The following is a 23,139-nucleotide window of genomic DNA, read 5'->3' as shown; positions in this document are numbered from 1 at the left end:
CGGCACCGGCGCTGCCGCCACCGCGCGACGACGCCGCGCCGCGCTGAAAGAGCCGCCGGGCGTACGGCACCACACTAGCCCAGCATCAACTGCAGGCCGAACAGCACGAACACGCCGCCGGCCAGGCCGTCGATGACGCGTGCCTTGCGCAGATACGCGCGCCGCATCGGCGGCAGCGCGAACAGCGTGGCCACCAGCGCGAACCACGCCAGCGACTCCACCGCCACCAGCATCCAGAGTTGCCAGCGCGTGGCGGCGGTCACCGCCGGACCGACCAGCGCGGAGAACACGCTGGCGAAATACACCACCGCCTTGGGATTGGCCAGGTTGGTGAGCAGGCCGGCACGCAGGCTGCGCCAGGCACTGGCCGGGAGCGGGGCCGAACCGCCGGACGCCGCGGCCGCCGGACGCCACGCCGCGCGCAGCAGCTGCCATCCCATCCACAGCAGGTAGGCGCCACCGGCGATCGCCACCGTGCGCTGCAGCCACGCCAGCCGGTACAAGAGCACGTGCAGCCCCAGCAGCGCCAGCGCCGCCCACACCGCGATGCCCAGCGCGATACCCAGCACGCCGGCCATCGCCTGCGTGCGCGAACGGCTGGCCGCAGTCTGCGAGACGAACAGGAAATCCGGACCCGGACTGGCCAGCGCCAGCAGGTGCACCAGGGCGATCGTGAGCAACAGCGGCATGCGGGCGAAACCGGGGCGGCGGGGCGCGCAGTGTAGACCGCCGGGCACGAGCCGCGGCGCAGCTTGCCCGGTGCCCGCCCGCTCCTCTACGCTGCGACGCGCCTGCAGACCGCCTTGCGCGGGCCGGCTCCCGGGGAACGCCCACGCGTCACGATCCGCTCGCCACCGCGACCACGCCGGCCGTGTTCGGCGCGGCACCGGGCGATCCTCCCACCACGCCGCACGAAGAGCCCCGATGAGCATCAAGTTCCGCCTGGTCGTGATGAATTTCCTGCAGTTCTTCGTCTGGGGATCGTGGCTGATCACCATCGGCGCGTACTGGTTCCAGAACAAGCACTGGGGCGGCGCGCAGTTCGGCGCGATCTTCTCCACCATGGGCATCGCCTCGCTGTTCATGCCCTCGATCGCCGGCGTCATCGCCGACAAGTACGTCAATGCGGAAAAGCTCTACGGCCTGTTCCACATCGCCGGCGCGGTGGTGCTGTTCTGCGTGCCGCTGGTGACCGCGCCCGGCACGATGTTCTGGGTGATGCTGGTCAACATGATGTTCTACATGCCCACCATCTCGCTCTCCATCGCGGTGGGCTACAACGCGCTCAAGCGCGAGCAGCTGGATGTGGTGACCAGCTTCCCGCCGATCCGCGTGTGGGGAACCATCGGCTTCATCGCGGCGCTGTGGACGGTGAGCCTGCTGCACCTGGAAACCACCTCGGGCCAGTTCTACGTGGCCTCGGCCGCGTCGCTGGCGCTGGGCCTGTACGCGTTCACCCTGCCGCCATGCCCGCCCAAGCTGGACCACCTGGCCGCGTCCAGCCGCTCCATGCTGGATACGCTGGGGCTGACCTCGTTCAAGCTGTTCAGGAACGCCAAGATGGCGGTGTTCTTCGTCTTCGCGATGCTGCTGGGCGCGGCGCTGCAGCTGACCAACGCCTACGGCGACACCTTCCTGCACGACTTCGCCACGCTCGCGCCCTACAAGGACATGGCGCCGCTCGATTGGAACACCTTCTTCGCATCACTGAGCGAGCACTCTTTTTCTGAACTAGCCACTCGCCTTGCCGTCGCACATCCGGCGATCATCATGTCGATCTCGCAGGTCTCCGAAACGCTGTTCATCCTGGCGATCCCGTTCTTCCTCAAGCGCTTCGGCATCAAGACGGTGATGTTCATCTCGATGGCCGCGTGGGCGCTGCGCTTCGGCCTGTTCGCCTACGGCAATCCCGGATCAGGGCTGTGGATGATCGTGCTCTCGTGCATCGTCTACGGCATGGCGTTCGACTTCTTCAACATCTCCGGCTCCTTGTTCGTGGAGTCGCAGAGCGACCCGGCGATCCGCGCCAGCGCGCAAGGCCTGTTCATGATGATGACGAACGGCTTCGGCGCCGTGCTCGGCAGTTCCATCTCCGGCGTGGTGATCGAGGCGTTCTTCACCGCGCCGGACGGAGCCAAGGACTGGCACGGGATCTGGATCAGCTTCGCCGCGTATTCGGCGGTGGTCGCGATCGCGTTCCTGGTCCTGTTCCGGCACAAACACGTGCCCGGCCGCGATCCCGGCGGCTCGATGGCGCACGGAACGGGCTAGCGGCGTGGGCCGTGGAAACGTTCGCGGCGAAGAGCTTTGCAACCCGAATGGCTTCTACGACCCACGCTCCTAGTCGACCATCGCATCCGCCACCACCCGGTCGCGGCCCAGCGACTTGGCCGAATACAGCGCGACGTCGGCCGCGCGCATCCAGCCATCGACATCGCGGTGACGACGGGTGTCGAAAGCGGCCACGCCGATGCTCACCGTGACGTGGTCCGGCCCCGCCTGGGACGGCATCGGCAGGGTGGCCACCCCGGCCCGCAGGGTCTCGGCCAGCCGCATGCCGGCGTCGGCGCCCAGCCCGGCGCAGAGCACAGCGAACTCCTCGCCGCCTACCCGGGAGACCCAGCCGCTGTCCCCCACCGCATCGCGGAGCATCGCCGATACCTGCACCAGCACCCGGTCGCCCTGCGGATGGCCGGCGCTGTCGTTGATGCGCTTGAAGTGGTCCACGTCGATCAGCATCAGCACCGGCGGCGCGGTCTCCGGCAGTGGCGACAGCAGCGACTCGGCGCACCGCAGGAAGGCTCGCCGGTTGTCGATGCCGGTCAGCGGATCGCGCAACGCCTGCAGCCGCAGCTCTGCCGCATGACGTCGCTGCGAGCGCAGCAGCAGGAACAGCAGCACGGCGACCAGCAACAACCCGACCATCGCGACGGCGGTCACCCGCCCGAGCAGGACGTCCCGCCGGCGGGCCTCGTCGCGTCGCATCGCCTCCGCGCGTGCCGCCTCCAGGTCGAGGTCCTTGATCCGGTTCTCGCGCTCCAGGTCGTGGATGCGCAACTCCTTTTCGCGCGTGGCATAGCGTGCCTCCAGCTCCGCTTCGATCGCCCGCAGTGCCGGCGTACTGGTGCTTGCGGTGAGCTTGAGCGCCTCGCGCAGCTGGGCGAGGGCGTCATGCATCCGGCCGATCCGCTCGGCCAGTTCACTCTCGTTCCGCAGCAGGTCGACCAGTTGCCCGTTGATGCCGGCAGCGCGGGCGCGAGCCACCGTCGCCTGCATCATGGCGTAGGCGCGGTGCGGATGACCGAGCGCCGCCTCGGCCCGGGCGATATCGGAACTGGAGTCGAGCGAATCGCTGATCCGCCCCGCGGCCAGCTCATGGGCGAGCGAAGTGCGCGACAGTGCCAGCGCCTCGCGGGGACGCCCGAGCTTCAGGTACATCCTGGCTAGGTTGTCGCCAACCATCACCGCCAGCTCGGTGGCACCCACCCGGGTGAAGCGCTCGCGCGAGCGCCGGTACGCGGCGGCCGCCTCGCGCACGCGCCCCAGGCTCGCCAGCGCGATCCCTTCGTCGTTCTCGGCGTCGGCGATGCCCCACTCGTCGCCCAGCGCGCGGTAGCTGGCCTGCGCCTGCCGGCAAAGCGTCAGCGCCTTGGCGGCGCTTTCGTCCAGTGCGTACGCATCGCACAGTTGGAACCGCGCCCAGGCGACGATCTGCGCGTCATCGCTGCCCTGCACCCGGGCCGCCGCGCGCAGCGCCTCGCTCAGGCCGTCGCCGATGCCATTGGCCACGTCGTGGCGTGCGTGCAGGAAGCCGGCGGCCGCCAGCGCCACGCCGTCGCCGCGGGCGTGCCCGAGGCTGTCCAGGCGCAGCGTGGATTCGGTCAGCGCGGCCTCGTCATCAACATTGATCGCCGCCGAGCCCATGCCCCACAGCAGCGCCCGCTCCTCGGCCGGCGCGAGACTCCCGTCATCGAGGTCGAGCCGCTGCCGCACGTCGGCGATCACGCCGCGCGGATCGGTGACGGCCCGCCCACGCAGCGCATTGATCGAGGTCGCAGCGCCGGCATGGGCCAGCAGCGGCAACCACAACACGGTCGCAACCAAGCCTCGCAACATCGAATTCCTGCATTTCGGCCGGCGTCCGGCTCGCCGGGCTCCCCGCCGGTGGTGGCGGGGGCGGTCCGACACAGACGTTACACTAACGCGATGCAGATCGGCCCCTACCGCATCGACCCGCCCGTGGTGCTCGCCCCGATGGCCGGTGTCACCGACAAGCCGTTCCGCTTGCTGTGCAAGCGGCTGGGCGCGGGGCTTGCCGTGTCGGAGATGACCACCGCCGACCCCACGCTGTGGCACACCCGCAAGTCGCTGCGGCGGATGGACCACGCCGGCGAGCCCGAGCCGGTGAGCGTGCAGATCGCCGGCCACGACCCGGCGATGCTGGCCGAGGCGGCGCGCTCCAACGTCGCCAACGGCGCGCAGATCATCGACATCAACATGGGCTGCCCGGCCAAGAAGGTGTGCAACGTGTGGTCCGGCTCGGCGCTGCTGCAGGACGAGCCGCTGGTGGCGCGCATCTGCAGGGCGGTGGTCGCGGCGGTCGCCGTGCCGGTGACGCTGAAGATCCGCACCGGCTGGGACCGCGACCACAGGAATGCGCTGCGCATCGCCCGCATCGCCGAGGACGCCGGCATCGCCGCGCTGTCGGTGCACGGCCGCACCCGCGCGGACAAATACGAGGGCGAAGCGGAGTACGAGACCATTGCCGCGGTGAAGGCCGCCGTGCGCATCCCGGTGCTGGCCAACGGCGACATCACCACGCCGCAGCGGGCGAAGCACGTGCTCGAGATCACCGGCGCCGATGCGCTGATGATCGGCCGCGGCGCGCAGGGCCGGCCGTGGATCTTCCGCGAGATCGCGCATTACCTGGCCACCGGCGAGACGCTGCCGGAACCCGCGCCGGACGAAGTCGCCGCGATCCTGCTCGGCCATCTGGAACATCTGCACGCGTTCTACGGCGAGCTGGCCGGCGTGCGCATCGCGCGCAAGCATCTGGGCTGGTACGCCAGGGACCGTCCGGAAAACGCCGCGTTCCGCCAGGTGGTGAATCGCGCCGAGACGGCGCACGAGCAGCTCGCGCTCACGCGCCGCTATTTCGCCGCGCTCGCTGCCGGCGACCTCGCTGCGTGCGACGTCGCCGCCTGAAAGGCTGAGAAAAAATCGCCCGCCTACTGCGACCGCCGCCACGTGGAGCGTGTCCCGGTGGAGCGAGTCCCGGTAGGCACCGATCACCGCGGGCGCGTACGATAGTCCGTCTACCGAAACCCATTGCCCTCCCATGGAAGACAGTCCCCCCACGCGCACGCAGCAGGAAGCGGTCGAGCGACTCGAACTTCGCGAGGCGCGCTGGCTGCGGCTGGATGCACTGCTGCGCCGCCTGGTCACGCGGCTCACCTACGCCGCCGACGGCCGCGTCGCCGCGCTGGATGCCAGCCTGGGCAACATCCGCCGCCAAGTGCGCGACGCGGTCGACGAGCCGGCGCTCGAAGCGCTGCTGTCCGAGCTGGGCGAGGCGATCAAGGCGCTGGACGAACTACTGCCGACCGCGGCCGGCGCGGCGGCACCGCAGCCGCATCCGTTCACTGAATCGATCTCCACCGGCCAGGTGCTGCTCGCCCTGGTCGACCGGCTGCGGCTGGACGACGACGCGGTGGCGCGGCTGACCGCGCTGCGCGACACCATCCTGGCCAGCGCCGACGCGGCCACGCTGGCGGTGCAGGCGGAGGCCGTCGCCTCGCTGGTCAACCGCCACTGCCAACGTATCGGCGAGGCGCGCGCCGCCGCCGAGCGGCTGCTCAAGCACGTCACCGAACAGCTGGAAGAGCTGGCCGTCTACCTCGCCCGCGAGGACATGTCCCACCGCGACGGCGAAAGCGCGCGCGACCGGCTCGACCACGAGGTGCTGGGCGAGATCACCGCGCTGGAAGCCCACGTGGCGCAGGCGCAGGAACTGGGCGCGCTGCAGGTCGAGGTGCAGCAGCGTCTCGGTGCGATCAGCGGGCACCTGAAAACCTTCCGCCAGCGCGAGGCCGCGCGCGAGCGCGAGTGGCAGGCGCGCACCGAGCAGATGGGCCAGCGCATCCGCGAACTGGAGCGCTCGGCGCAGGCGATGGAAGCCACGCTGCGCCATGAGCAGGCGCTGGCCTCCACCGACCCGCTCACCGGCGTGGCCAACCGGCTGGTGTTCGAGCAGCACATGGCCGACGCCTGCCTGAGCACCGCACAGGGCGGCGTCGACACCAGCCTGCTGGTGCTGGACATCGACCGCTTCAAGGAAATCAACGACAGCTTCGGCCACGCCGCCGGCGACCGCGCGCTGCGCATCGTCGCCGAGCAGCTGCGCGCCGGCCTGCGCTCGGACGACCTGCTGGCCCGCTACGGCGGCGAGGAGTTCGTGGTGGTGCTGTCCGGCGTGGGCGCGGAAGCCGCCCTGCGCGTGGCCGAATCGCTGCGCAAGCGGATCGAGAACCTCGGCTTCCACGGCCAGCAGCGGCCGGTGCGCATCACGCTCTCCTGCGGCGTCACCGTGCTGCGTGGCGACGACTCGCCGGACACCGCCTTCGAACGCGCGGACAGCGCGCTGTACCGCGCCAAGCGCGGCGGCCGCAACCGCAGCGAGCTGCTCTGAACGCCACGCCGTGCGGCCGTCCAGACGGCTGAACGGAATGGGCACGGCCCGCGGCGCGCGCCCTGCAAAGCCGAACCGGCCGTTGTATGATGCGCGACCGTTTCCATCTCTTTATCCGAAAGGAAGGATATATCCCACGATGAGCAGCCATCTCTTCACCTCCGAGTCGGTCTCCGAAGGCCACCCGGACAAGGTCGCCGACCAGATTTCCGATGCCGTCCTCGACGCGATCCTCGCGCAGGATCCGCGCGCGCGCGTCGCCTGCGAGACCCTGGTGAAGACCGGCGTGGCCATCGTGGCCGGCGAAGTCACCACCAGCGCCTGGATCGACCTCGAAGCGCTGACCCGCAAGGTCATCGTCGACATCGGCTACGACTCCAGCGAAGTCGGCTTCGACGGCGAGACCTGCGGCGTGCTGAACCTGATCGGCAAGCAGTCGCCGGACATCAACCAGGGCGTGGATCGCAAGAAGCCCGAGGAACAGGGCGCCGGCGACCAGGGCCTGATGTTCGGCTACGCCACCAACGAGACCAAGGACTTCATGCCGGCGGCGATCTACTACTCGCACCGCCTGGTCGAGCAGCAGGCGAAGGTCCGCAAGAAGAAGAACTCGCCACTGCCGTGGCTGCGCCCGGACGCCAAGAGCCAGGTCACCCTGCGCTACGAGAACGGCAGCGCCACCGCCATCGACGCCGTGGTGCTGTCGACCCAGCACGACCCGGGCGTGAAGCAGAAGGACCTGGTCGAGGCCGTGCGCGAGCACATCCTCAAGCCCGTGCTGCCGGCCAAGTGGCTGCACAAGGGCACCAAGTTCCACATCAACCCGACCGGCAAGTTCGTCATCGGTGGGCCGGTGGGCGACTGCGGCCTCACCGGCCGCAAGATCATCGTCGACACCTACGGCGGCTGGGCCCGTCACGGCGGCGGCGCGTTCTCCGGCAAGGACCCGTCCAAGGTCGACCGCTCGGCGGCCTACGCCGCGCGCTACGTGGCCAAGAACATCGTGGCCGCCGGCATTGCCGACCGCTGCGAGGTGCAGGTGAGCTACGCCATCGGCGTGGCCGAGCCGACCTCGATCTCGGTCACCACCTTCGGCACCGGCAAGATCGCCGACGAGAAGATCGAGAAGCTGATCCGCAAGCACTTCGACCTGCGCCCGTACGGCATCATCAAGATGCTCGATCTGATCCATCCGATGTACCAGCAGACCGCCAGCTACGGCCACTTCGGCCGCACCCCGTACGAGGTGAAGGCCGCCGACGGCAGCAGCTACACCGCGTTCTCCTGGGAAAAGACCGACAAGGCCGAGGCGCTGCGCGCCGACGCCAAGTTGTAGGAGCGCACCTTGTGCGCGAATGCCGCGCACCAAATGAAACGGGCCGCTCACGCGGCCCGTTTCATTTCAGCCGCACCGCCCGCTCGAAACGGGCCACCCATTCACGTTGCGCCGCAGGTGCAGCCGCCAGCGACTGCCGGGCCCGCTTCACCCATCCACTCCCCCGGCGCGCCGGATCGCCCCAGGCTGTTGGCGCGGCATCGTGTTTCAGCCCGGCTTGCGCGCCACCAGGTCGATCAAGGCCGACCTGCCACGATGGCCGCTGCCCTCGTGGATCTCGGCGTCGTAGGCGGCCAGGTGCTCGATCGCCAGATCGGCGAACGCCTCGCGCAGCATCGCCTCGGTATACAGGTGGGCGACCTCCGACGGGCCGCCGGTGCCGTAGCCGAGCTGCTCGGGGCGATAGCCCTCCAGCAGCAGCACGCCGCCCGGCTTGAGCGCCGCGCGCATGCCCGCAAACAGGCGCGCGCGCAGTGCCGGATCGGCGAACTGGATGAAGATCGCGGCGATCACGTCGAAGCGTTCGCGGCCGAAGTCCCAGCTCGACAGGTCGGCCAGCTCCCACGCCATGCGCACGCCGTGTCCGGCGGCAAGCTGGCGGCTCTTGGCCAAACCGACCTCGGACGCATCGACCGCCAGCACGTCCAGCCCCTGCTCGGCCAGCCACACGCCGTTGCGGCCCTCGCCGTCGGCCACCGCCAGCGCGGTGCCGTGCTGCGGCAGGCGGGCACGCTGGGCCACGAGAAAAGCGTTCGGCGCGGTGCCGAACAGGAAATCCTCGCCCGCGTAGCGTTCGTTCCAGCGATTCATGTCGACTCCGGTGAATAGCCGGCGAATTCTAGCAGCCTGTCGGGCTTTGCCCAGCCGGACCGACGGCGCATGGCCCGCCCCAGCGGAACACCGGGCCCGCCCCGTACAATGGGCGGATGTCTCTTATCCAGTTGCAGCGCGTCGACTTCTCGATCGGCGGCCCCCTCCTGCTCGAACACGTCGACCTGTCGATCGAACGCAACGAGCGCGTGTGCATCGTCGGTCGCAACGGCGAAGGCAAATCCACCCTGATGAAGCTGATCGCCGGCGAGCTGCAGGCCGACGACGGCGAGATCCGCGTGCAGAACAGCGTGGTGATCGCGCGCATGGCGCAGGAAGTGCCGCAGGGCACGCAGGGCACCGTGTTCGACGTGGTCTCCGAAGGCCTGGGCGACCTCGGCCGGCTGCTGGCGCGTTACCACCACCTGCTGCACGAAGGCGACTTCGATGCGCTCGGCGACGTACAGCACGCCATCGAGGCGCAGCACGGCTGGGATCTGGATCGGCGCGTCACCGAGGTGATCACCAAGCTGGAACTCCCCGCCGACACCGATTTCAACGCGCTCTCCGGCGGCATGAAGCGTCGCGTGCTGCTGGCCCAGGCGCTGGTGCGCAAGCCCGACGTGCTGCTGCTGGACGAACCCACCAACCACCTCGACATCGAGGCGATCAGCTGGCTGGAAAACTTCCTCAAGCAGTTCGACGGCAGCATCCTGTTCGTCACCCATGACCGCAGCTTCCTGCGCGCGCTGGCCACCCGCATCGTCGAGATCGACCGCGGCGCGCTCACCGACTGGCCGGGCGACTACGACAACTACCTGCGCCGCCGCGAGGAGCGATTGCACGCCGAGTCGCAGGCCAATGCGCTGTTCGACAAGAAACTGGCGCAGGAAGAAGTGTGGATCCGCCAGGGCATCAAGGCCCGGCGCACCCGCAACGAGGGCCGCGTGCGCGCGCTCAAGGCGCTGCGCAGCGAGCGCGCCGGGCGGCGCAACCTGAGCGGCAACGTGAAGATGACCGCGGCCAACGCGCAGGCCTCGGGCAAGAAGGTGATCGAGCTCGACCACGTGCACCACGCCTACGACGGGCGCGTGCTGATCGAGGATCTCAGCACCACCGTCATGCGCGGCGACCGCATCGGCATCATCGGCCCCAACGGCGCCGGCAAGAGCACCCTGCTCAAGATCATGCTGGGCGAACTCACTCCGCAGCGTGGCACCGCCGAACTGGGCACCGGCATCCAGGTGGCCTACTTCGACCAGCACCGCCTGCAGCTGAACGACAAGCTCAACGCGCTGGACAACGTGGCCGAGGGGCGCGAGTTCATCGAGCTCAACGGCAGCCGCAAGCACATCATCGGCTACCTGCAGGACTTCCTGTTCTCGCCCGAACGCGCCCGAGCGCCGATCACCCGCCTTTCCGGCGGCGAGCGCAACCGCCTACTGCTGGCCAAGCTGTTCGCGCAGCCGTCGAACCTGCTGGTGATGGACGAACCGACCAACGATCTGGACGTCGAGACGCTGGAACTGCTGGAAGAACTGCTCACCGATTACCAGGGCACGCTGCTGCTGGTCTCGCACGATCGCGCCTTCCTCGACAACGTGGTCTCCAGCACGCTGGTGCTGGAGGGCAATGGCCAGATCGGCGAATACGTGGGCGGCTACAGCGACTGGCTGCGCCAGCGTCCGGCCGCGGCCGCCGCCGTGGCGGCCGCCGCGGCGAAGCCGGGACTGACCCGCGCCGATCCGCCCGCCGCCGCACCGACACCGGCCGCACCGCCGAAGCGCAAGCTCGGCTTCAAGGAGCAGCGCGAACTGGAGCTGCTGCCCAGGCGCATCGAGGAGCTGGAAACCGAGATCGCCAGGCGCGGCGCGGCGATGACCGATCCGGCCTTCTTCAAGCAGGACAGCGCCACGATCGCCGCGGCCAACGAAGCCGTCGCCAGGCTGCAGGCCGAGCTGGACGCGGCCTACGCGCGCTGGAGCGCGCTGGACGGCTGAAAGTACCCATGGGCCGGGCCGATGGATCCGGCCGGTGAAGGGATCGCCGGGCGCAAGCTGCCGCGACAAGCGCGATCGGGCGAGCGGTGGGATCGCCGCGCAGCCGGTCGCCTCGCCTCGCCCCGGTCAGCGCCAGCGCATCGACCCCGCCAGCACGCAAACCCTTGTCGTCGCAGGATTTTGCGATGACATCCGGGCCTTCCCTCGGCGATTGATACGTTATAGCGTTGCGCGCTGATTCTCGCCCCGAAGGCTGTCCGGATGCCCCGACCCTGGCTCAACGCATGCGCTCCGGCCGCGGCCATCGCGCACTCGCCGATGGCGTGGCGGCGCGCAGGCGCACTGGCCGCCACCCTGCTGCTGGCCGGCTGCGCGGTCGGCCCGGATTTCAAGCCGCCGGCCGCCCGCGCCGGGGACAGCTATGCCGCCCACTCGCCGGACTCGACCGCAAGTACGCCCAACGTCACCGCCGGCGCCGCGCAGCACTTCGAACCGGGCACCGAACTGCCGGCCGACTGGTGGACGCTGTTCCATTCAGCGCCGCTCGACGCATTGATCAGGCAGGCGCTGGCGCACAACCACGACCTCAAGGCCGCGCAGGCGGCCCTCACCGTGGCGCACGAGACCACGCTGTCCGGCCGTGGCGCGTACGCGCCCGGCGTGAGCGCCGGCCTCTCGGCCAGCCGCGAGCAGGATCCGCCCGGCGCGCTCGCCCCGGTGCCCAGCTCCAACGCGTATCTCTACAACCTGTTCACCCCGCAGGTGAGCGTGTCGTACGTGCCCGACGTGTTCGGCCTCAACCGCCGCACGGTGGAGTCGCTGGCCGCGCAGGAAGACGCGGCGCGCTACCAGCTGCTCGCCACGCGGATCACGCTGAGCGCCAACGTGGTGGCGGCGGCGGTGCAGGAAGCCTCGCTGCAGGCGCAGCTCGATGCCACGCAGGAGCTGGTGGCGATCAACCGGCACATGCTGGAGATCCTGCAGCGCCAGTTCGCCAGGGGCTACGCCAGTCGGCTCGACGTGGCGGCGCAGACGACGCAGCTGGCGCAGGTCAACGCGACGTTGCCGCCGCTGGTGATGCAGCTGCAACAGCAGCAGCATCTGCTGGCGGTGCTGGTCGGCCGCACGCCCGGCGAAGCGCCGCCGGTGGCGTTCACGCTCGATGGCTTCACCCTGCCCGAGGCGCTGCCGCTCAGCCTGCCCTCCGCGCTGGTGGCGCAGCGGCCGGACGTGCTGCAGGCACAGGCCAACCTGCACGTGGCCAGCGCGCAGATCGGCGTGGCCGAGGCGAGCCGGCTGCCGCAGATCGAGCTTTCCGCCAACGCCGGCCGCACCGCGCTGGCGATCGGCGAGGTGTTCAAGCCCGGCTCGGGCTTCTGGAACCTCGGCGCCTCGATCACCGCGCCGATCTTCCAGGGCGGCGCGCTGATGCATCAGGAACGCGCCGCGAAAGCCGCCTATGTGCAGGCCGCCGAGCAATACCGCGGCACCGTGCTCACCGCCTTCCAGAACGTCGCCGACGTGCTCGCCGCCCTGCAGCAGGACGCCGAGGGCCTGAAGGCCGCCGCCACCGCGGCGGACGCGGCCAAGACCACGCTCGACCTCTCCCACCGCCAATGGAAGGACGGCTACGCCGGCTACCTCGCCGTGCTCGGCGCCGAGCAGAGCTACCAGCAGGCCCGCATCGCGCTGGTGCAGGCGCAGGCCAGCCGGCTGGCCGACTCCGCCGCGCTGTTCCAGGCGCTCGGCGGCGGCTGGTGGCAGGCCACGCCCGCATCCCAGACCACCTCCGTCCGGAATCCCGATGAAAAGTAATCTCCCCGGCACGACGCCCGCTTCCGTCCGCGCGAACCGGTGGCCGCGCGTGCTCGCCCTCGGCGTGCTTGCCGCATCCGGCGCCGCGTTCATCGCCGGCTGTTCGCATGCCCCCGATGAAGCCGCCGCCGCCGCGTCCGTCACCGCCCACAACGTCACGCTCACGCCGGCGCAGCGCCGGCACATCCACCTGCAGGCGGTGGCGGCCGGCGTCTTCCACGCCAGCGTGCACACCACCGGCCGGGTCGATTTCGACAACGAGCGCGCGACCGGCGTGCTGGCCCCGTTCAGCGGTCCGGTGACGCGCCTGCTGGTGGCGCCCGGCGACACCGTCGCCAGGGGCCAGGTGCTGGCCACGGTGGACTCGTCCGATTTCGCCGCGGCGGTCGGCGCGTACCGCAAGGCGCTGGTGGCCGCGCGCAACGCGCGCCGCATCGCCGACATGGACGCCGACCTGGCCAGGCACGACGGCGTGTCCGCCCGCGAGGCCGCGCAGGCGTCCACCGACGCGGCCAGCGCCGAGGCCGATCGCGACGCCGCGCTGCAGGCCCTGCGCGCGCTGGGCGTCGACTCGGACACGATCCGGGCGATCCAGCACGGGCGCCCCGTGGCGCATGCCGGCGGCGCGATCCGCGCGCCGATCGCCGGCACCGTGGTGGAGCGGCTGATCGCGCCAGGCCAGCTGCTGCAGGCCGGCAGCACCGCCTGCTTCACCCTGGCCGACCTCTCGCGCATGTGGGTGATGGCCCAGGTGACCCCGGCCGAACTGGCCGCCGTGCACGTGGGCGACCGCGCCGAAATCTCGACCGGCGCCAATGCCGAGCCACTGACCGGCACGGTCACCAACATCGGTGGCGTGGTGAATGCCGACACCGGACTGATCGACGTGCGCGTGGCGGTGGACAACCGCGACGGCCTGCTGAAAAAGCAGATGTACGTGGACGTGACGCTGCGCGCGCGGCAGGCCAGCCACGCGCTGCTGGTGCCGGCATCGGCGGTGCTGCGCGATGACGAGAACCTGCCCTTCGTCTACGTCGCCCAGACCGATGGCGGCTTCGCGCGGCAGCACGTCACGCCGGGTGACCGCAGCGGCGGCGACGTGGCCATCCGCGACGGCCTGAAAGCCGGGCAGCGGGTGGTGGTCGACGGCGGCATCTTCGTCCAGTTCCTGCAAAACCAATGAGCGGGCCACTACCCGGGGGCGAGACCCCGTCCCGCACCGCCTCGATCATGAACCGCCTCGTGGCCGCCTCGCTGGGCCAGCGCCTGCTGCTGCTGCTGCTGGTGCTGCTGCTCGCCGGCGCCGGCGTGCATTCGCTCCGGCGGCTGCCGGTGGACGCCTACCCGGACCTCGCACCGCCCCGCGTGTCATTGGTGACGCAATGGCCCGGCCACGCCGCCGAGGAAGTGGAGCGGCTGATCACCGTGCCGGTCGAGCGGGGCATGACCGGCATCCCGCACACCACGGTGACGCGCTCGATCTCGCTGTACGGCCTGTCGGTGGTGAACATCACCTTCGCCGACGGCACCGACAACCACGTGGCGCGCCAGGCCGTGTTCAACCGCCTGGGCGGCCTCAGCCTGCCGGGCGGTGTGGCGCCCTCGGTGTCGCCGCTGTCCTCGCCGTCCGGCCTGATCTACCGCTACGTGCTGCAGAGTCCGGACCGCTCGCCGACCGAGCTGAAGACGATCGAGGACTGGACCGTCGAGCCGGCCTTCCGCGCCGTGCCCGGCGTGGCCGACGACTCCGGCTTCGGCGGCGGCACGCTGCAGTACCAGGTGCAACTGGACCCGACCCGGCTGGCTGCGCTCGGCCTCACCGCCACCGAGGTGGAGTCCGCGCTGGCGGCCAACAACGGCAACGCCGGCGGCGGCTTCTATTCGCAGGGCGGCCAGTTCTACTACGTGCGCGGCGAGGGCCGCATCAAGACGCTGGAGGACATCGGCAACGTCGTGCTGGCCCAGCACAACGGCACGCCGGTGCTGGTGAAGGACGTGGCCACGGTCACCACCGGCATCGCGCCGCGGCTGGGCGAGTTCGGCTACCAGGACCAGGACGACGCGGTGGAAGGCGTGATCTTCCTGCGCACCGGCGAGAAGACCCAGGACGTGCTCCGGCGGGTCGAGGCGAAGACCCGCGAACTCAACGACCACGTGCTGCCGAAAGACGTGAAGATCGTGCCGTTCTACGACCGCAGCGAGCTGATCGGTCGCACCACCGAGGTGGTGCGCGACAACCTGGTGCGCGGCATGCTGCTGGTGGTCGTGGTGCTGGTGTTCTTCCTGTACGACCTGCGCGCCGGGCTGATCGTGGCCACCACGATTCCGCTGGCGCTGCTGTTCGCCTTCGTCTGCCTCGACCTGCAGGGCGCCTCGGCCAACCTGCTGTCGATCGGCGCGATCGACTTCGGCATCCTGGTCGACGCGGCGGTGGTGATGGTGGAGAACATCTATCGCCAGCTGGCCGGTCGCAAGGGCGAGGACGTCGGCGTGCTGGCGGTGATCCGCGCGGCGGCGGCGGAGGTCGACCGCCCGCTGTTCTACGCGGTGGCGGTGATCGTGGTCAGCTTCGCGCCGATCTATGTGCTGTCCGGCCCGTCGGGCACGCTGTTCAAGCCGATGGCCGACACCATGATCTTCGCCCTGGTCGGCTCGCTGATCGTCACCCTGACGCTGCTGCCGGTGCTGTGCTCGTGGTTCATGCGCAAGGGCGTGCGCGAGCGGCGCAACCGCGCGTTCGAGGCGATCAAGTCGGTGTACGCGAAGGGCCTGGACTTCTGCCTGGCCCGCGCCCGCGGCACCGTGCTGGCCTCGGTGGTGGTGCTGGGCCTGTCGCTGCTGCTGATCCCGCGCATCGGCGCGGAGTTCATGCCGCACCTGGACGAGGGCGCGCTGTGGGTGCGCGCCACCATGCCGTACACCATCTCGTTCGACGAGGCGGCGAAGATCACCCCGCAGATCCGCGCCATCCTGCGCAGCTTCCCCGAGGTGACCACGGTCACCAACGAACTGGGCCGCCCCGACGACGGCACCGACCCCACCGGCTTCTTCAATGCCGAGTTCTTCGTGGCGCTCAAGCCCTACGCGCAATGGACCGGCAGCTACCGCAGCAAGCCCGCGCTGATCGAGGCGATGAACCGCAAGCTGGCGCAGTTTCCCGGCATCATCTTCAACTACACGCAACCGGCCGAGGATGCGGTGGACGAGGCCGAGACGGGACTCAAGAGCGCGCTGGCGGTGAAGGTGTTCGGGCCGGACCTGGCCACGCTGCAGGCCAAGGGCAAGGCGATCAAGCACGTGCTGGAGCAGGTGCGCGGCATCCGCCACGTGACCCTGGTGCAGGAGCTCGGCCAGCCCAGCCTGAGCATCGACATCCACCGCGCCGCGATCGCCCGCTACGGCCTCAACGTGGCCGACATCGACGGCCTGATCCAGACCGCCATCGGCGGCGACGTGGCCACCCAGGTGGTGCAGGGCGAGAAGGAATTCGACCTGGTGGTGCGGCTCGAGAAGCGCTACCGCGACAACCCCGAGGCGATAGGCAACCTGCTGGTGGCCACGCCCGAGGGCAAGCAGATTCCGCTCAAGGTGCTGGCCGACATCCGCGTCACCGACGGCGCGTCCTTCATCTATCGCCAGGACGACTCGCGCTACATCGGCGTGCAGTTCTCGGTGCAGGGGCGCGACCTGGCCGGCGCGGTGGGCGACGCCATCGCGCAGGTGCACAGGCAGGTGAAGCTGCCGCAGGGCTACCGCGTGGACTGGGGCGGCGAGTACTCCGAGTACATGGCCTCCAGCGCCCAGCTGCGGATCATCGTGCCGCTCACCGTGGGGCTGATCTTCCTGCTGCTGTTCACCCTGTACAGCAACTTCAAGTTCCCCTTCATCACCGTGCTCGGCGTGGCGCTGTCGGCGCCGGTTGGCGGCATCGTGGCGCTGTGGCTCACCGGCACGCCGTTCTCGGTGTCCTCGGGCATCGGCTTCCTGGCGCTGTTCGGCGTCTCGGTGCAGACCGCGGTGGTCTACATCTCCTACGTCAACGAACTGCGCCTGGGCGGCATGGCGCTGGCGCCGGCGATCCGCGAGGCGGCGATCCTGCGCCTGCGCCCGATCATGATGACCGCGCTGGTGGCCGCGCTCGGCCTGCTGCCGGCGGCACTGGCCACCGGCGTGGGCACCGACACGCAGCGGCCGTTCGCGCTGGTGATCGTCAGCGGCCTGTTCACCCGATTGCTGATCAGCGTGTTCCTGATGCCCGCCCTGTACGCCCTGGTCGCCCGCCCCGACGACCGGCTGGAGGTGTAGCTGCGCGCGTCGTCGGCCGCACATGAGGATCCCGGCGCGCGGCACCGGGATCGCGCCGGGTCCAGCCACTCGCGTTCAGTAGTCGCGCACGTCCAGCAACACCAGGTGCGCACGCCGATCTCCCACGCGGCGATGCGCATGCGGCGATCATCGGTGAGATACCAGCACGCGGCCAGCAGCAGGTGGAAGCTCGACTGCTCGAACGCAGCCAGCGCCTCGCGCGCGTCGGCGCCGGCTGCGTTCGAACAGAGTCGGCGCAGCGCGGTCTGCAGGGCGGCGTCATCCATCGTCATTCCTTCTCTTGGCCGACGGCGTCGGCCGGCGGCGCCAGGTCGCGCCAGGTGAGGTACACGCGCAGGTCGAACTCGCGATGGTGGTAGTCCGGCAGCATGTGCTCGCACAGTTGGTAGAACGCCTTGTTATGGTCCAGTTCCTTCAGATGCGCCAGTTCGTGCACCACGATGGTTTCCAGGAACGCGGCTGGCGCCTGGCGGAACATAGCCCTGGAGATAGCGCAGCGTGGTCATCGGGGCATGGTGGCATGGCGGTCGCGGCACGACCGGCGGCATCCGGACCGCTGCAAGCGACCATCCATGGCACGACGCGCGGTGGATGCCATCAGCGGCGTGCGCGTCCCCACAGCTGCTGGCGCACGATCAGGCCAAGCAACAACACCGCCACCCAGGCCCCGTAGCCGTACAGCGCGGGCAGCACCTGCTGCCAGATCGCACCGCTGGAGCGGCCGAACCGCGCCACCGGCGGCAGCTGCACCGTCTCGTAGCCGAGCACCGCCGCGGCCACCGTCGCGGCCACCGCCAGCAGCAGCACCGCCACGTCGAAACCGCGACGCCCCGCCGTGCGCGGCAGGCTCTTCGGATACGCGAAATAGGCCCAGCCCAGGATCACCAGCCAGGGTGCAAGCAGCAGCAGGGCGAGGTAACGCATCGAAAGAACTCCACGGCCGGCCGCACACGGACCGACACGGCAAAGAGAGGGCGCTCAGTCCTGCGCGGCGAGCTGGTCGAGCGCGTGGCGCAGGCGCGCCAGCGCGAGGTCGGGCGCATCGGCCCCCTCGCCGACCTGCAGGCGGGCCACCGCGATGCCGTCGAGCTCCAGCATCGTGCCGTCGGCCAGGGTCTGCACCACCGCGCCTGCGCCGCCGAGCATGCGCAGGCGCTTCTGCAGCGCGCCGGCCGCCTTGGGATCGTCGAACGGCTGCGACAGCAGCAGCTCCTCGCCATCGCCGGAGAACAGGCGGAAGCGGAAGCGGCCGTCGTCGTCGCGGAAGCTGGCGAAGCGCGGCGGCTTGTCCGGCTTCGGCGCCGCTGCCGCCGCTGGCGTGGCAACGGCCACGGCCGCGCCGGAGCGCAGGCCGATCGCATCACGCAGCTCGGCGACCAGCGGACGCGCGATCGCGCGCGCCTTGCGCGCGCCTTCCTGCAGGATCGCCTCGATCTGCGCGGGGTTCACGATCAGCTCGTCGTAGCGCGCGCGCATCGGCGCCACGTCGGCCTCGATGCGCTCGACCAGCACCTGCTTGGCCTCGCCCCAGCCGATGCCATCGATCAGCGCGGTGCGGAACGCCTGGCTCTCCGCCTCGCTGGCGAACGCACGGAAAAGGGTGAACAGCGCCGAGCTGTCCGGGTCCTTCGGCTCGCCGGGCAGGCGCGAGTCGGTGACGATGCGCAGGACCGCCTCGCGCATGCCCCTGGCACCTGCCGCGAACAGCGGGATGGTGTTGTCGTAGCTCTTGGACATCTTGCGGCCATCCAGGCCGGGCAGCGTGGCCACCTGTTCCTCGATCAGCGCCTCCGGCAGCACGAAGAAGTCGCGGCCGTAGATGTGGTTGAAGCGCTGCGCGATGTCGCGCGCCATCTCGATGTGCTGGATCTGGTCGCGGCCCACCGGCACCTGGTGCGCGTTGAAGGCGAGGATGTCGGCGGCCATCAGCACCGGATACATGTAGAGCCCCGCGGTGATGCCCGCATCGGCGTCCTCGCCCTCGGCCACGTTCTTGTCCACCGCCGCCTTGTAGGCGTGCGCGCGGTTGAGCAGGCCCTTGGCGGTGACGCAGGTGAGGAACCAGGTGAGCTCAGGGATCTCCGGGATGTCCGACTGCCGGTAGAAGGTGACGCGCTCCGGGTCCAGCCCCGCGGCCAGCCAGGTCGCGGCGATCTCCAGCCGCGAGCGCTCGATGCGCGCCGGGTCGTCGCTCTTGATCAGCGCGTGGTAGTCGGCCATGAAGTAGAACGCGTCCACCTCGTCGCGGCGGCTGGCGGCGATCGCCGGACGGATCGCGCCGACGTAGTTGCCCAGGTGCGGCGTGCCGGTGGTGGTGATGCCGGTGAGGACTCGGGTCTGCATGCGTGCGCGATCGTGCTCAGTGGATCAGGGTGGACTTGCCGAACAGCGATTCGACCAGGTCCACCGCGAGCTTCGCGGTCTGGTTGCGCTTGTCGTAGGCGGGGTTGAGCTCGACGATGTCGAGCGAGCCGAGGCGGCCGGTGTCGGCGATCATCTCCATGCACAGCTGCGCCTCGCGGTAGTTCGGACCGCCGCGCACGGTGGTGCCCACGCCCGGCGCGATGGTCGGGTCGAGGAAATCGACGTCGAAACTCACGTGCAGGTGGGTGTTGGCGTCCACGCCGGCGAGCGCTTCTTCCATCGTGCGCTTCATGCCGTTCTCGTCGATGTGGCGCATGTCGAACACCTGCACCTGCGCATCGCGGATCAGCTGCTTCTCGATGTCGTCCACCGAGCGGATGCCGATCTGGCGGTACACGTCCGGCGAGGTGGCCGGCACGTGGCCGCCGATCTCCACCAGTTCCTTCGGACCGTTGCCGCACAGGCAGGCCACCGGCATGCCGTGGATGTTGCCCGAGGGCGTGGCCTGTGCGGTGTTGAAATCCGAGTGTGCGTCCAGCCACAGCACGCGCAACGACTTGCCCTGCGCGCGGCAGTGCGCAGCCACCGCGGCGATCGAGCCGATCGCCAGGCAGTGGTCGCCACCGAGCAGGATCGGCAGGTGGCCGCCGTCCAGTTCGGCGCGCACCGCCTCGAACACGCCGCGGTTCCACGCGACCACTTCGGCCAGGTGGCGATAACCTTCCACCGGCGGCTGCCACGGGTTCATCGGCCCGGCGACATTGCCGCGATCGGCCACGCTCAGCCCGCGCCGGGCCAGCCTCTCGGTCAGCCGCGCCACACGCAGCGCCTCCGGCCCCATCGAGGCGCCGCGATGGCCCGCACCGATGTCGGTGGGAACGCCGATCAGGGAAATGCTCTGCATGCTCATGTACTGCCTCGTCGTGTCGGAACGCACGTCTACCATGTGCCGGAAACGTCGGCAGTGCGTGGTGAAGGTGGTGCGCATCGCCCTCCCGTGCCTGGCGCGCACCGCGTGCCATTCGATCCAGCGCGCCATTCTAGCCTGTGGCCGCCCGCCCTTTCAGGCCGTTGCATGCGCTGTACAACGGGAAACCGCAGCAGCATCCGGGCCATCCGGCATCCCGGTGGCGGTCCACCACGGGCGGAACGTGCATGTCGAGTCAGAGGCTGAGAAAAATTCGACCGCCGTAGCGAGAGCGCCGCCAAGCGTTCGTGACAAGGTGCGCTGGGCGCCAATCCGGGGAGTTTGGTGAGCCAAATGACCCGGATTGGCGCCCAGCGCGCCGCCGGCACGGGCGTTTGGCGGCGGGCGCAGTAGGCGGGCGATTTTTTCTCAGCCTCTCACCACACACCACCGGCGGTCGCGGGGATGGCTTCGGCACAACCTGTCTCTTTGCACCGACCTTGCGGCAAGCAGACCAGGGCCATCGGTTGACCCCTGGCGCCACGCGCGGCGATTCGATCAACGCAACCAGTTCTCGCAGTGCAAACCCGGCACGCGGCGAAACTCGCGCAGGTTGTTGGTGACCAGCACCAGCTCGCGCGCCACGGCTTGCGCTGCGATCAGGCAATCCAGTTGGCCGATCATCTGCCCCTTGCGCTCCAGGGCAGCGCGGATGCGGGCATAGGTCATGGCGGCGTCGGCGTCGAACGGCACGGCAGGCATGCCGGCTGTCAGGTCGCGCACGGCGGCAAGCGTGGCTGCCTTGCGCGTGCCCAACTCGGCGCCGGTCGCCAGTTCGGCCAGCACCAGCACGGACAGGTGCAGGCGGTCGGCAGCGATACCGGCCAGCCGGTTCAGCAGCTTGGCTGGCTCGCCGCGCATGGCGGCGCTGACCATGTTGGTATCCAGCAGGTAGCCGGACGCCACGCCTACAGTTCCAGCGGCTCGACGGGTTCAGCCTTGCCGCGCGGCGTGGGCTGGATATCCAGCGGGCCATGCTTGGCGCGGATGCGGGCGAACAGGTCGGCGGCTGTTTCGGTTTTCGGCCGCAGCACCAACTCGCCATCACGCTGGAACACTTCCACCTTGTCCACGTTGAAGCGGTAGCGCACCGGGATGCGCACGGCCTGCGCGTTGCCCAGCTTGAACACCTTGATGGTTTGCATGGTCGTGGCCTGCGTGGTCCAGTGATGTCTAAATATATCCCACAAAGGATATCCCTGCACGGGTGCGGACGGTTCCAGCCGGGTCAGCTCGCCTTGCGTTTGAACGGGATCACTTGCGCGCCCGGTAGCGATGGCGTAGCGGAACACCTGCCCGCAGCGCTGCTTGATGCGGTGGACGGTTTCGTGTGCGCCGCGCTCCTCGATCCCTCGCAGCAGCTTGAGCATTTCCGGTGCGTCGATTTCCCCAATCGGTCGGCTGCCGATCCACGGAAACACCAGGTCATCGAAGGTCCATCGGGCCTTTTCCAACGTGGCCGGGGCCATGCGCGCCGATTGCCTGGCCAGCCACTCCTCGGCCAGGGCGGCAAGGCCCTGCTCTACATGGGCTACACCGCAATCACCGAGCGCCAATCACCCACACGATTTCACGAAGAGCCTGTTTTCTTTCCAGCCCCTTTGAGCATCTTGGCGAACACCTCTGCGTCACGCTTCGGCGTCTTCTGCTGGGATTGAAGCCACTCCGCCACGTCCTTGCTCTTGGGGGCAGTATTGGAATCGTCGGGGTCGTAGTTATCGCCGAGATACCGCCTGCCAGCAGCTTCCAAATCGCGCAGCAGCTTGGTTTCGTGGTTACCCCACGGCCACTTGCTCACCGCACGCGGGCGCTGCTTCGCCACGAAGTCCGCCAGCTCGAACGGATCTAGCCAGCCCATGCCGATGGTCGGTAGTAGACGCAGGCGTAGTTCCCCAAGTGTGGTTGGGAAAGCGATGACTGGCTTTCGGGTATCGCCATCAGGGTGCGCCATCAGAACGTGGCGCTCCTCTTGCGTGTGGTGCTCGCTCCCGGCAAGGTCGTCCACCCACACGCCGTCCTTGTCGATCCGTACCCCTGGCGCCCACGCGCCTGAGTCTTCAACGTGCGCCAGCAGCAGGAAGTCGGCATAGGTGATGGCGACGTCGTCGGACGCGTTTCGCTTTGCGGCCATAGTCACGCCGCCTTCTCGCCACACGGGGGAGTGCGCAGGTCAAGGTCGCCATGAATCGCCCTGATGCCTGCGAACAGGCCGGCGGCGGCGCGGTTAGGCCGCTTGCGCATGGATGGGTTTCACCTTCGCCTTGAACGTGCGCTGCGCCTGCCACATGTCATAATTGGCCTGCATCGCGTACCAGCTCCCCGGAGTCGTGCCCAGCGCCTTCGACAGGCGCAAGTCCATCTCCGCGCTCACGGCAGCCGCGCCATTCAGCACGCGCGACAGCGCCACGCGGGTCACGCCCAGCCTTGCCGCCGCATCGGTGACGGTCACGCCGTCCAGCCATTCGCGCAGAACTTCGCCAGGGTGGGGCGGGTTGTGCATGTTCATCGTGGTGCCTCTAGTGGTAGTCCCGGTAATCGACCAGCTCGGCGTCGCTGCCGTTGAACGTGAAGGTCATGCGCCAGTTGCCGTTGACCCATACCGCCCAGTGTCCGGCCAGGTCGCCTGCCAGCGGGTGCAGCTTCCAGCCGGGTACGGCCATGTCGTTCGGTGTGCTGGACACGTCCAAGCGCGCCAGTTGCAGGCGCAGGCGCTTGGCGTGTTTGGCTTGGATGCCTGCCGTGCTGCCCGTGCGGAAGAACCGCTCCAATCCCTTGTGGCGGAAGCTTCGGATCATGGGTGCACTGTATAGCTATACGCTACGGCACGCAATTG

At 69.4% G+C, this 23,139-nt stretch carries 19 protein-coding genes and 2 pseudogenes; 8 read left to right on the top strand and 13 right to left on the bottom strand.

The window, feature by feature from the left end; translation table 11 throughout:
• Positions 1-74: 74 nt before the first annotated feature.
• Positions 75-689, bottom strand: coding sequence for a homoserine/threonine efflux transporter (locus tag ACO2Q2_RS06630; RefSeq protein WP_423254970.1), 615 nt, complete (start codon positions 687-689; stop codon positions 75-77).
• A 235-nt stretch (positions 690-924) separates the two neighbouring features.
• On the opposite strand from ACO2Q2_RS06630, the gene ACO2Q2_RS06625 reads away from it, so the two are divergent.
• Entirely contained in the window at positions 925-2,271 is a 1,347-nt protein-coding gene (locus tag ACO2Q2_RS06625; RefSeq protein WP_423254969.1) for a nucleoside permease, read from the top strand.
• 69 nt (positions 2,272-2,340) lie between these two features.
• Here the strand turns inward: ACO2Q2_RS06625 and ACO2Q2_RS06620 are convergent, their stop codons facing one another.
• Entirely contained in the window at positions 2,341-4,092 is a 1,752-nt protein-coding gene (locus ACO2Q2_RS06620) for a diguanylate cyclase (protein WP_423254968.1), read from the bottom strand.
• 114 nt (positions 4,093-4,206) lie between these two features.
• Here ACO2Q2_RS06620 and dusB point away from each other — a divergent pair, with 114 nt between their 5' ends.
• The 3 genes from dusB to metK all read left to right on the top strand — a co-directional run bounded on the left by dusB (position 4,207) and on the right by metK (position 8,024).
• The gene (dusB, locus tag ACO2Q2_RS06615) at positions 4,207-5,205 is read left to right on the top strand and encodes a tRNA dihydrouridine synthase DusB (protein WP_423254967.1); all 999 of its coding nucleotides are present in this window, start codon (positions 4,207-4,209) and stop codon (positions 5,203-5,205) included.
• A gap of 133 nt (positions 5,206-5,338) precedes the next feature.
• Positions 5,339-6,688: a diguanylate cyclase gene (locus ACO2Q2_RS06610; protein ID WP_423254966.1), complete on the top strand. Its 1,350-nt coding sequence runs from the start codon at positions 5,339-5,341 to the stop codon at positions 6,686-6,688.
• Between the two features lie 139 nt (positions 6,689-6,827).
• Positions 6,828-8,024: a methionine adenosyltransferase gene (metK, locus tag ACO2Q2_RS06605; RefSeq protein WP_423254965.1), complete on the top strand. Its 1,197-nt coding sequence runs from the start codon at positions 6,828-6,830 to the stop codon at positions 8,022-8,024.
• A 207-nt stretch (positions 8,025-8,231) separates the two neighbouring features.
• Here metK and ACO2Q2_RS06600 read toward each other — a convergent pair whose 3' ends face one another.
• The gene (locus ACO2Q2_RS06600) at positions 8,232-8,834 is read right to left on the bottom strand and encodes a class I SAM-dependent methyltransferase (protein ID WP_423254964.1); all 603 of its coding nucleotides are present in this window, start codon (positions 8,832-8,834) and stop codon (positions 8,232-8,234) included.
• Positions 8,835-8,950: 116 nt separating this feature from the next.
• On the opposite strand from ACO2Q2_RS06600, the gene ACO2Q2_RS06595 reads away from it, so the two are divergent.
• The 4 genes from ACO2Q2_RS06595 to ACO2Q2_RS06580 all read left to right on the top strand — a co-directional run bounded on the left by ACO2Q2_RS06595 (position 8,951) and on the right by ACO2Q2_RS06580 (position 16,954).
• Entirely contained in the window at positions 8,951-10,834 is a 1,884-nt protein-coding gene (locus ACO2Q2_RS06595; protein WP_423254963.1) for an ATP-binding cassette domain-containing protein, read from the top strand.
• Positions 10,835-11,095: 261 nt separating this feature from the next.
• Positions 11,096-12,649, top strand: a complete 1,554-nt coding sequence (locus ACO2Q2_RS06590) for an efflux transporter outer membrane subunit (protein WP_423254962.1) — start codon at positions 11,096-11,098, stop codon at positions 12,647-12,649.
• The gene (locus ACO2Q2_RS06585) at positions 12,639-13,832 is read left to right on the top strand and encodes an efflux RND transporter periplasmic adaptor subunit (protein ID WP_423254961.1); all 1,194 of its coding nucleotides are present in this window, start codon (positions 12,639-12,641) and stop codon (positions 13,830-13,832) included. Before ACO2Q2_RS06590 ends, ACO2Q2_RS06585 begins: the two co-directional genes overlap by 11 nt.
• 47 nt (positions 13,833-13,879) lie before the next feature.
• On the top strand, positions 13,880-16,954 hold the full coding sequence (locus tag ACO2Q2_RS06580; protein WP_423254960.1) for an efflux RND transporter permease subunit: 3,075 nt from the start codon (positions 13,880-13,882) through the stop codon (positions 16,952-16,954).
• 110 nt (positions 16,955-17,064) lie between these two features.
• Here ACO2Q2_RS06580 and ACO2Q2_RS06575 read toward each other — a convergent pair.
• From ACO2Q2_RS06575 to ACO2Q2_RS06530, 10 genes and pseudogenes are all read right to left on the bottom strand, one after another.
• Positions 17,065-17,241, bottom strand: a pseudogene (locus ACO2Q2_RS06575) (DUF6348 family protein); the annotation flags it as partial.
• A gap of 2 nt (positions 17,242-17,243) precedes the next feature.
• Positions 17,244-17,456 (bottom strand): annotated as a pseudogene (locus tag ACO2Q2_RS06570) (M48 family metallopeptidase); the annotation flags it as partial.
• Positions 17,457-17,572: 116 nt separating this feature from the next.
• Complete coding sequence (locus ACO2Q2_RS06565) at positions 17,573-17,899, bottom strand: hypothetical protein (protein WP_423254959.1); 327 nt, start codon at positions 17,897-17,899, stop codon at positions 17,573-17,575.
• A gap of 54 nt (positions 17,900-17,953) precedes the next feature.
• Positions 17,954-19,318, bottom strand: a complete 1,365-nt coding sequence (locus ACO2Q2_RS06560) for a tryptophan--tRNA ligase (protein ID WP_423254958.1) — start codon at positions 19,316-19,318, stop codon at positions 17,954-17,956.
• A gap of 16 nt (positions 19,319-19,334) precedes the next feature.
• A complete protein-coding gene (gene rocF / locus ACO2Q2_RS06555; RefSeq protein WP_423254957.1) occupies positions 19,335-20,249 on the bottom strand; it encodes an arginase in 915 nt (304 codons plus the stop codon).
• Between the two features lie 555 nt (positions 20,250-20,804).
• A complete protein-coding gene (locus tag ACO2Q2_RS06550; protein WP_423254956.1) occupies positions 20,805-21,212 on the bottom strand; it encodes a PIN domain-containing protein in 408 nt (135 codons plus the stop codon).
• Positions 21,213-21,214: 2 nt separating this feature from the next.
• Positions 21,215-21,862: a phage integrase central domain-containing protein gene (locus ACO2Q2_RS06545; RefSeq protein WP_423254955.1), complete on the bottom strand. Its 648-nt coding sequence runs from the start codon at positions 21,860-21,862 to the stop codon at positions 21,215-21,217.
• A 14-nt stretch (positions 21,863-21,876) separates the two neighbouring features.
• Positions 21,877-22,443: a hypothetical protein gene (locus ACO2Q2_RS06540; RefSeq protein WP_423254954.1), complete on the bottom strand. Its 567-nt coding sequence runs from the start codon at positions 22,441-22,443 to the stop codon at positions 21,877-21,879.
• An 87-nt stretch (positions 22,444-22,530) separates the two neighbouring features.
• The gene (locus ACO2Q2_RS06535) at positions 22,531-22,806 is read right to left on the bottom strand and encodes a HigA family addiction module antitoxin (protein WP_423254953.1); all 276 of its coding nucleotides are present in this window, start codon (positions 22,804-22,806) and stop codon (positions 22,531-22,533) included.
• 16 nt (positions 22,807-22,822) lie between these two features.
• A complete protein-coding gene (locus ACO2Q2_RS06530; RefSeq protein WP_423254952.1) occupies positions 22,823-23,101 on the bottom strand; it encodes a type II toxin-antitoxin system RelE/ParE family toxin in 279 nt (92 codons plus the stop codon).
• Between the last annotated feature and the right edge of the window lie 38 nt (positions 23,102-23,139).

The organism is Dyella sp. KRB-257, from assembly GCF_049445995.1.
GTDB lineage: Bacteria > Pseudomonadota > Gammaproteobacteria > Xanthomonadales > Rhodanobacteraceae > Dyella_A.
The sequence above is the reverse complement of the archived record's forward strand: the minus strand, read 5'-3'. Positions and strand labels throughout refer to the sequence as shown.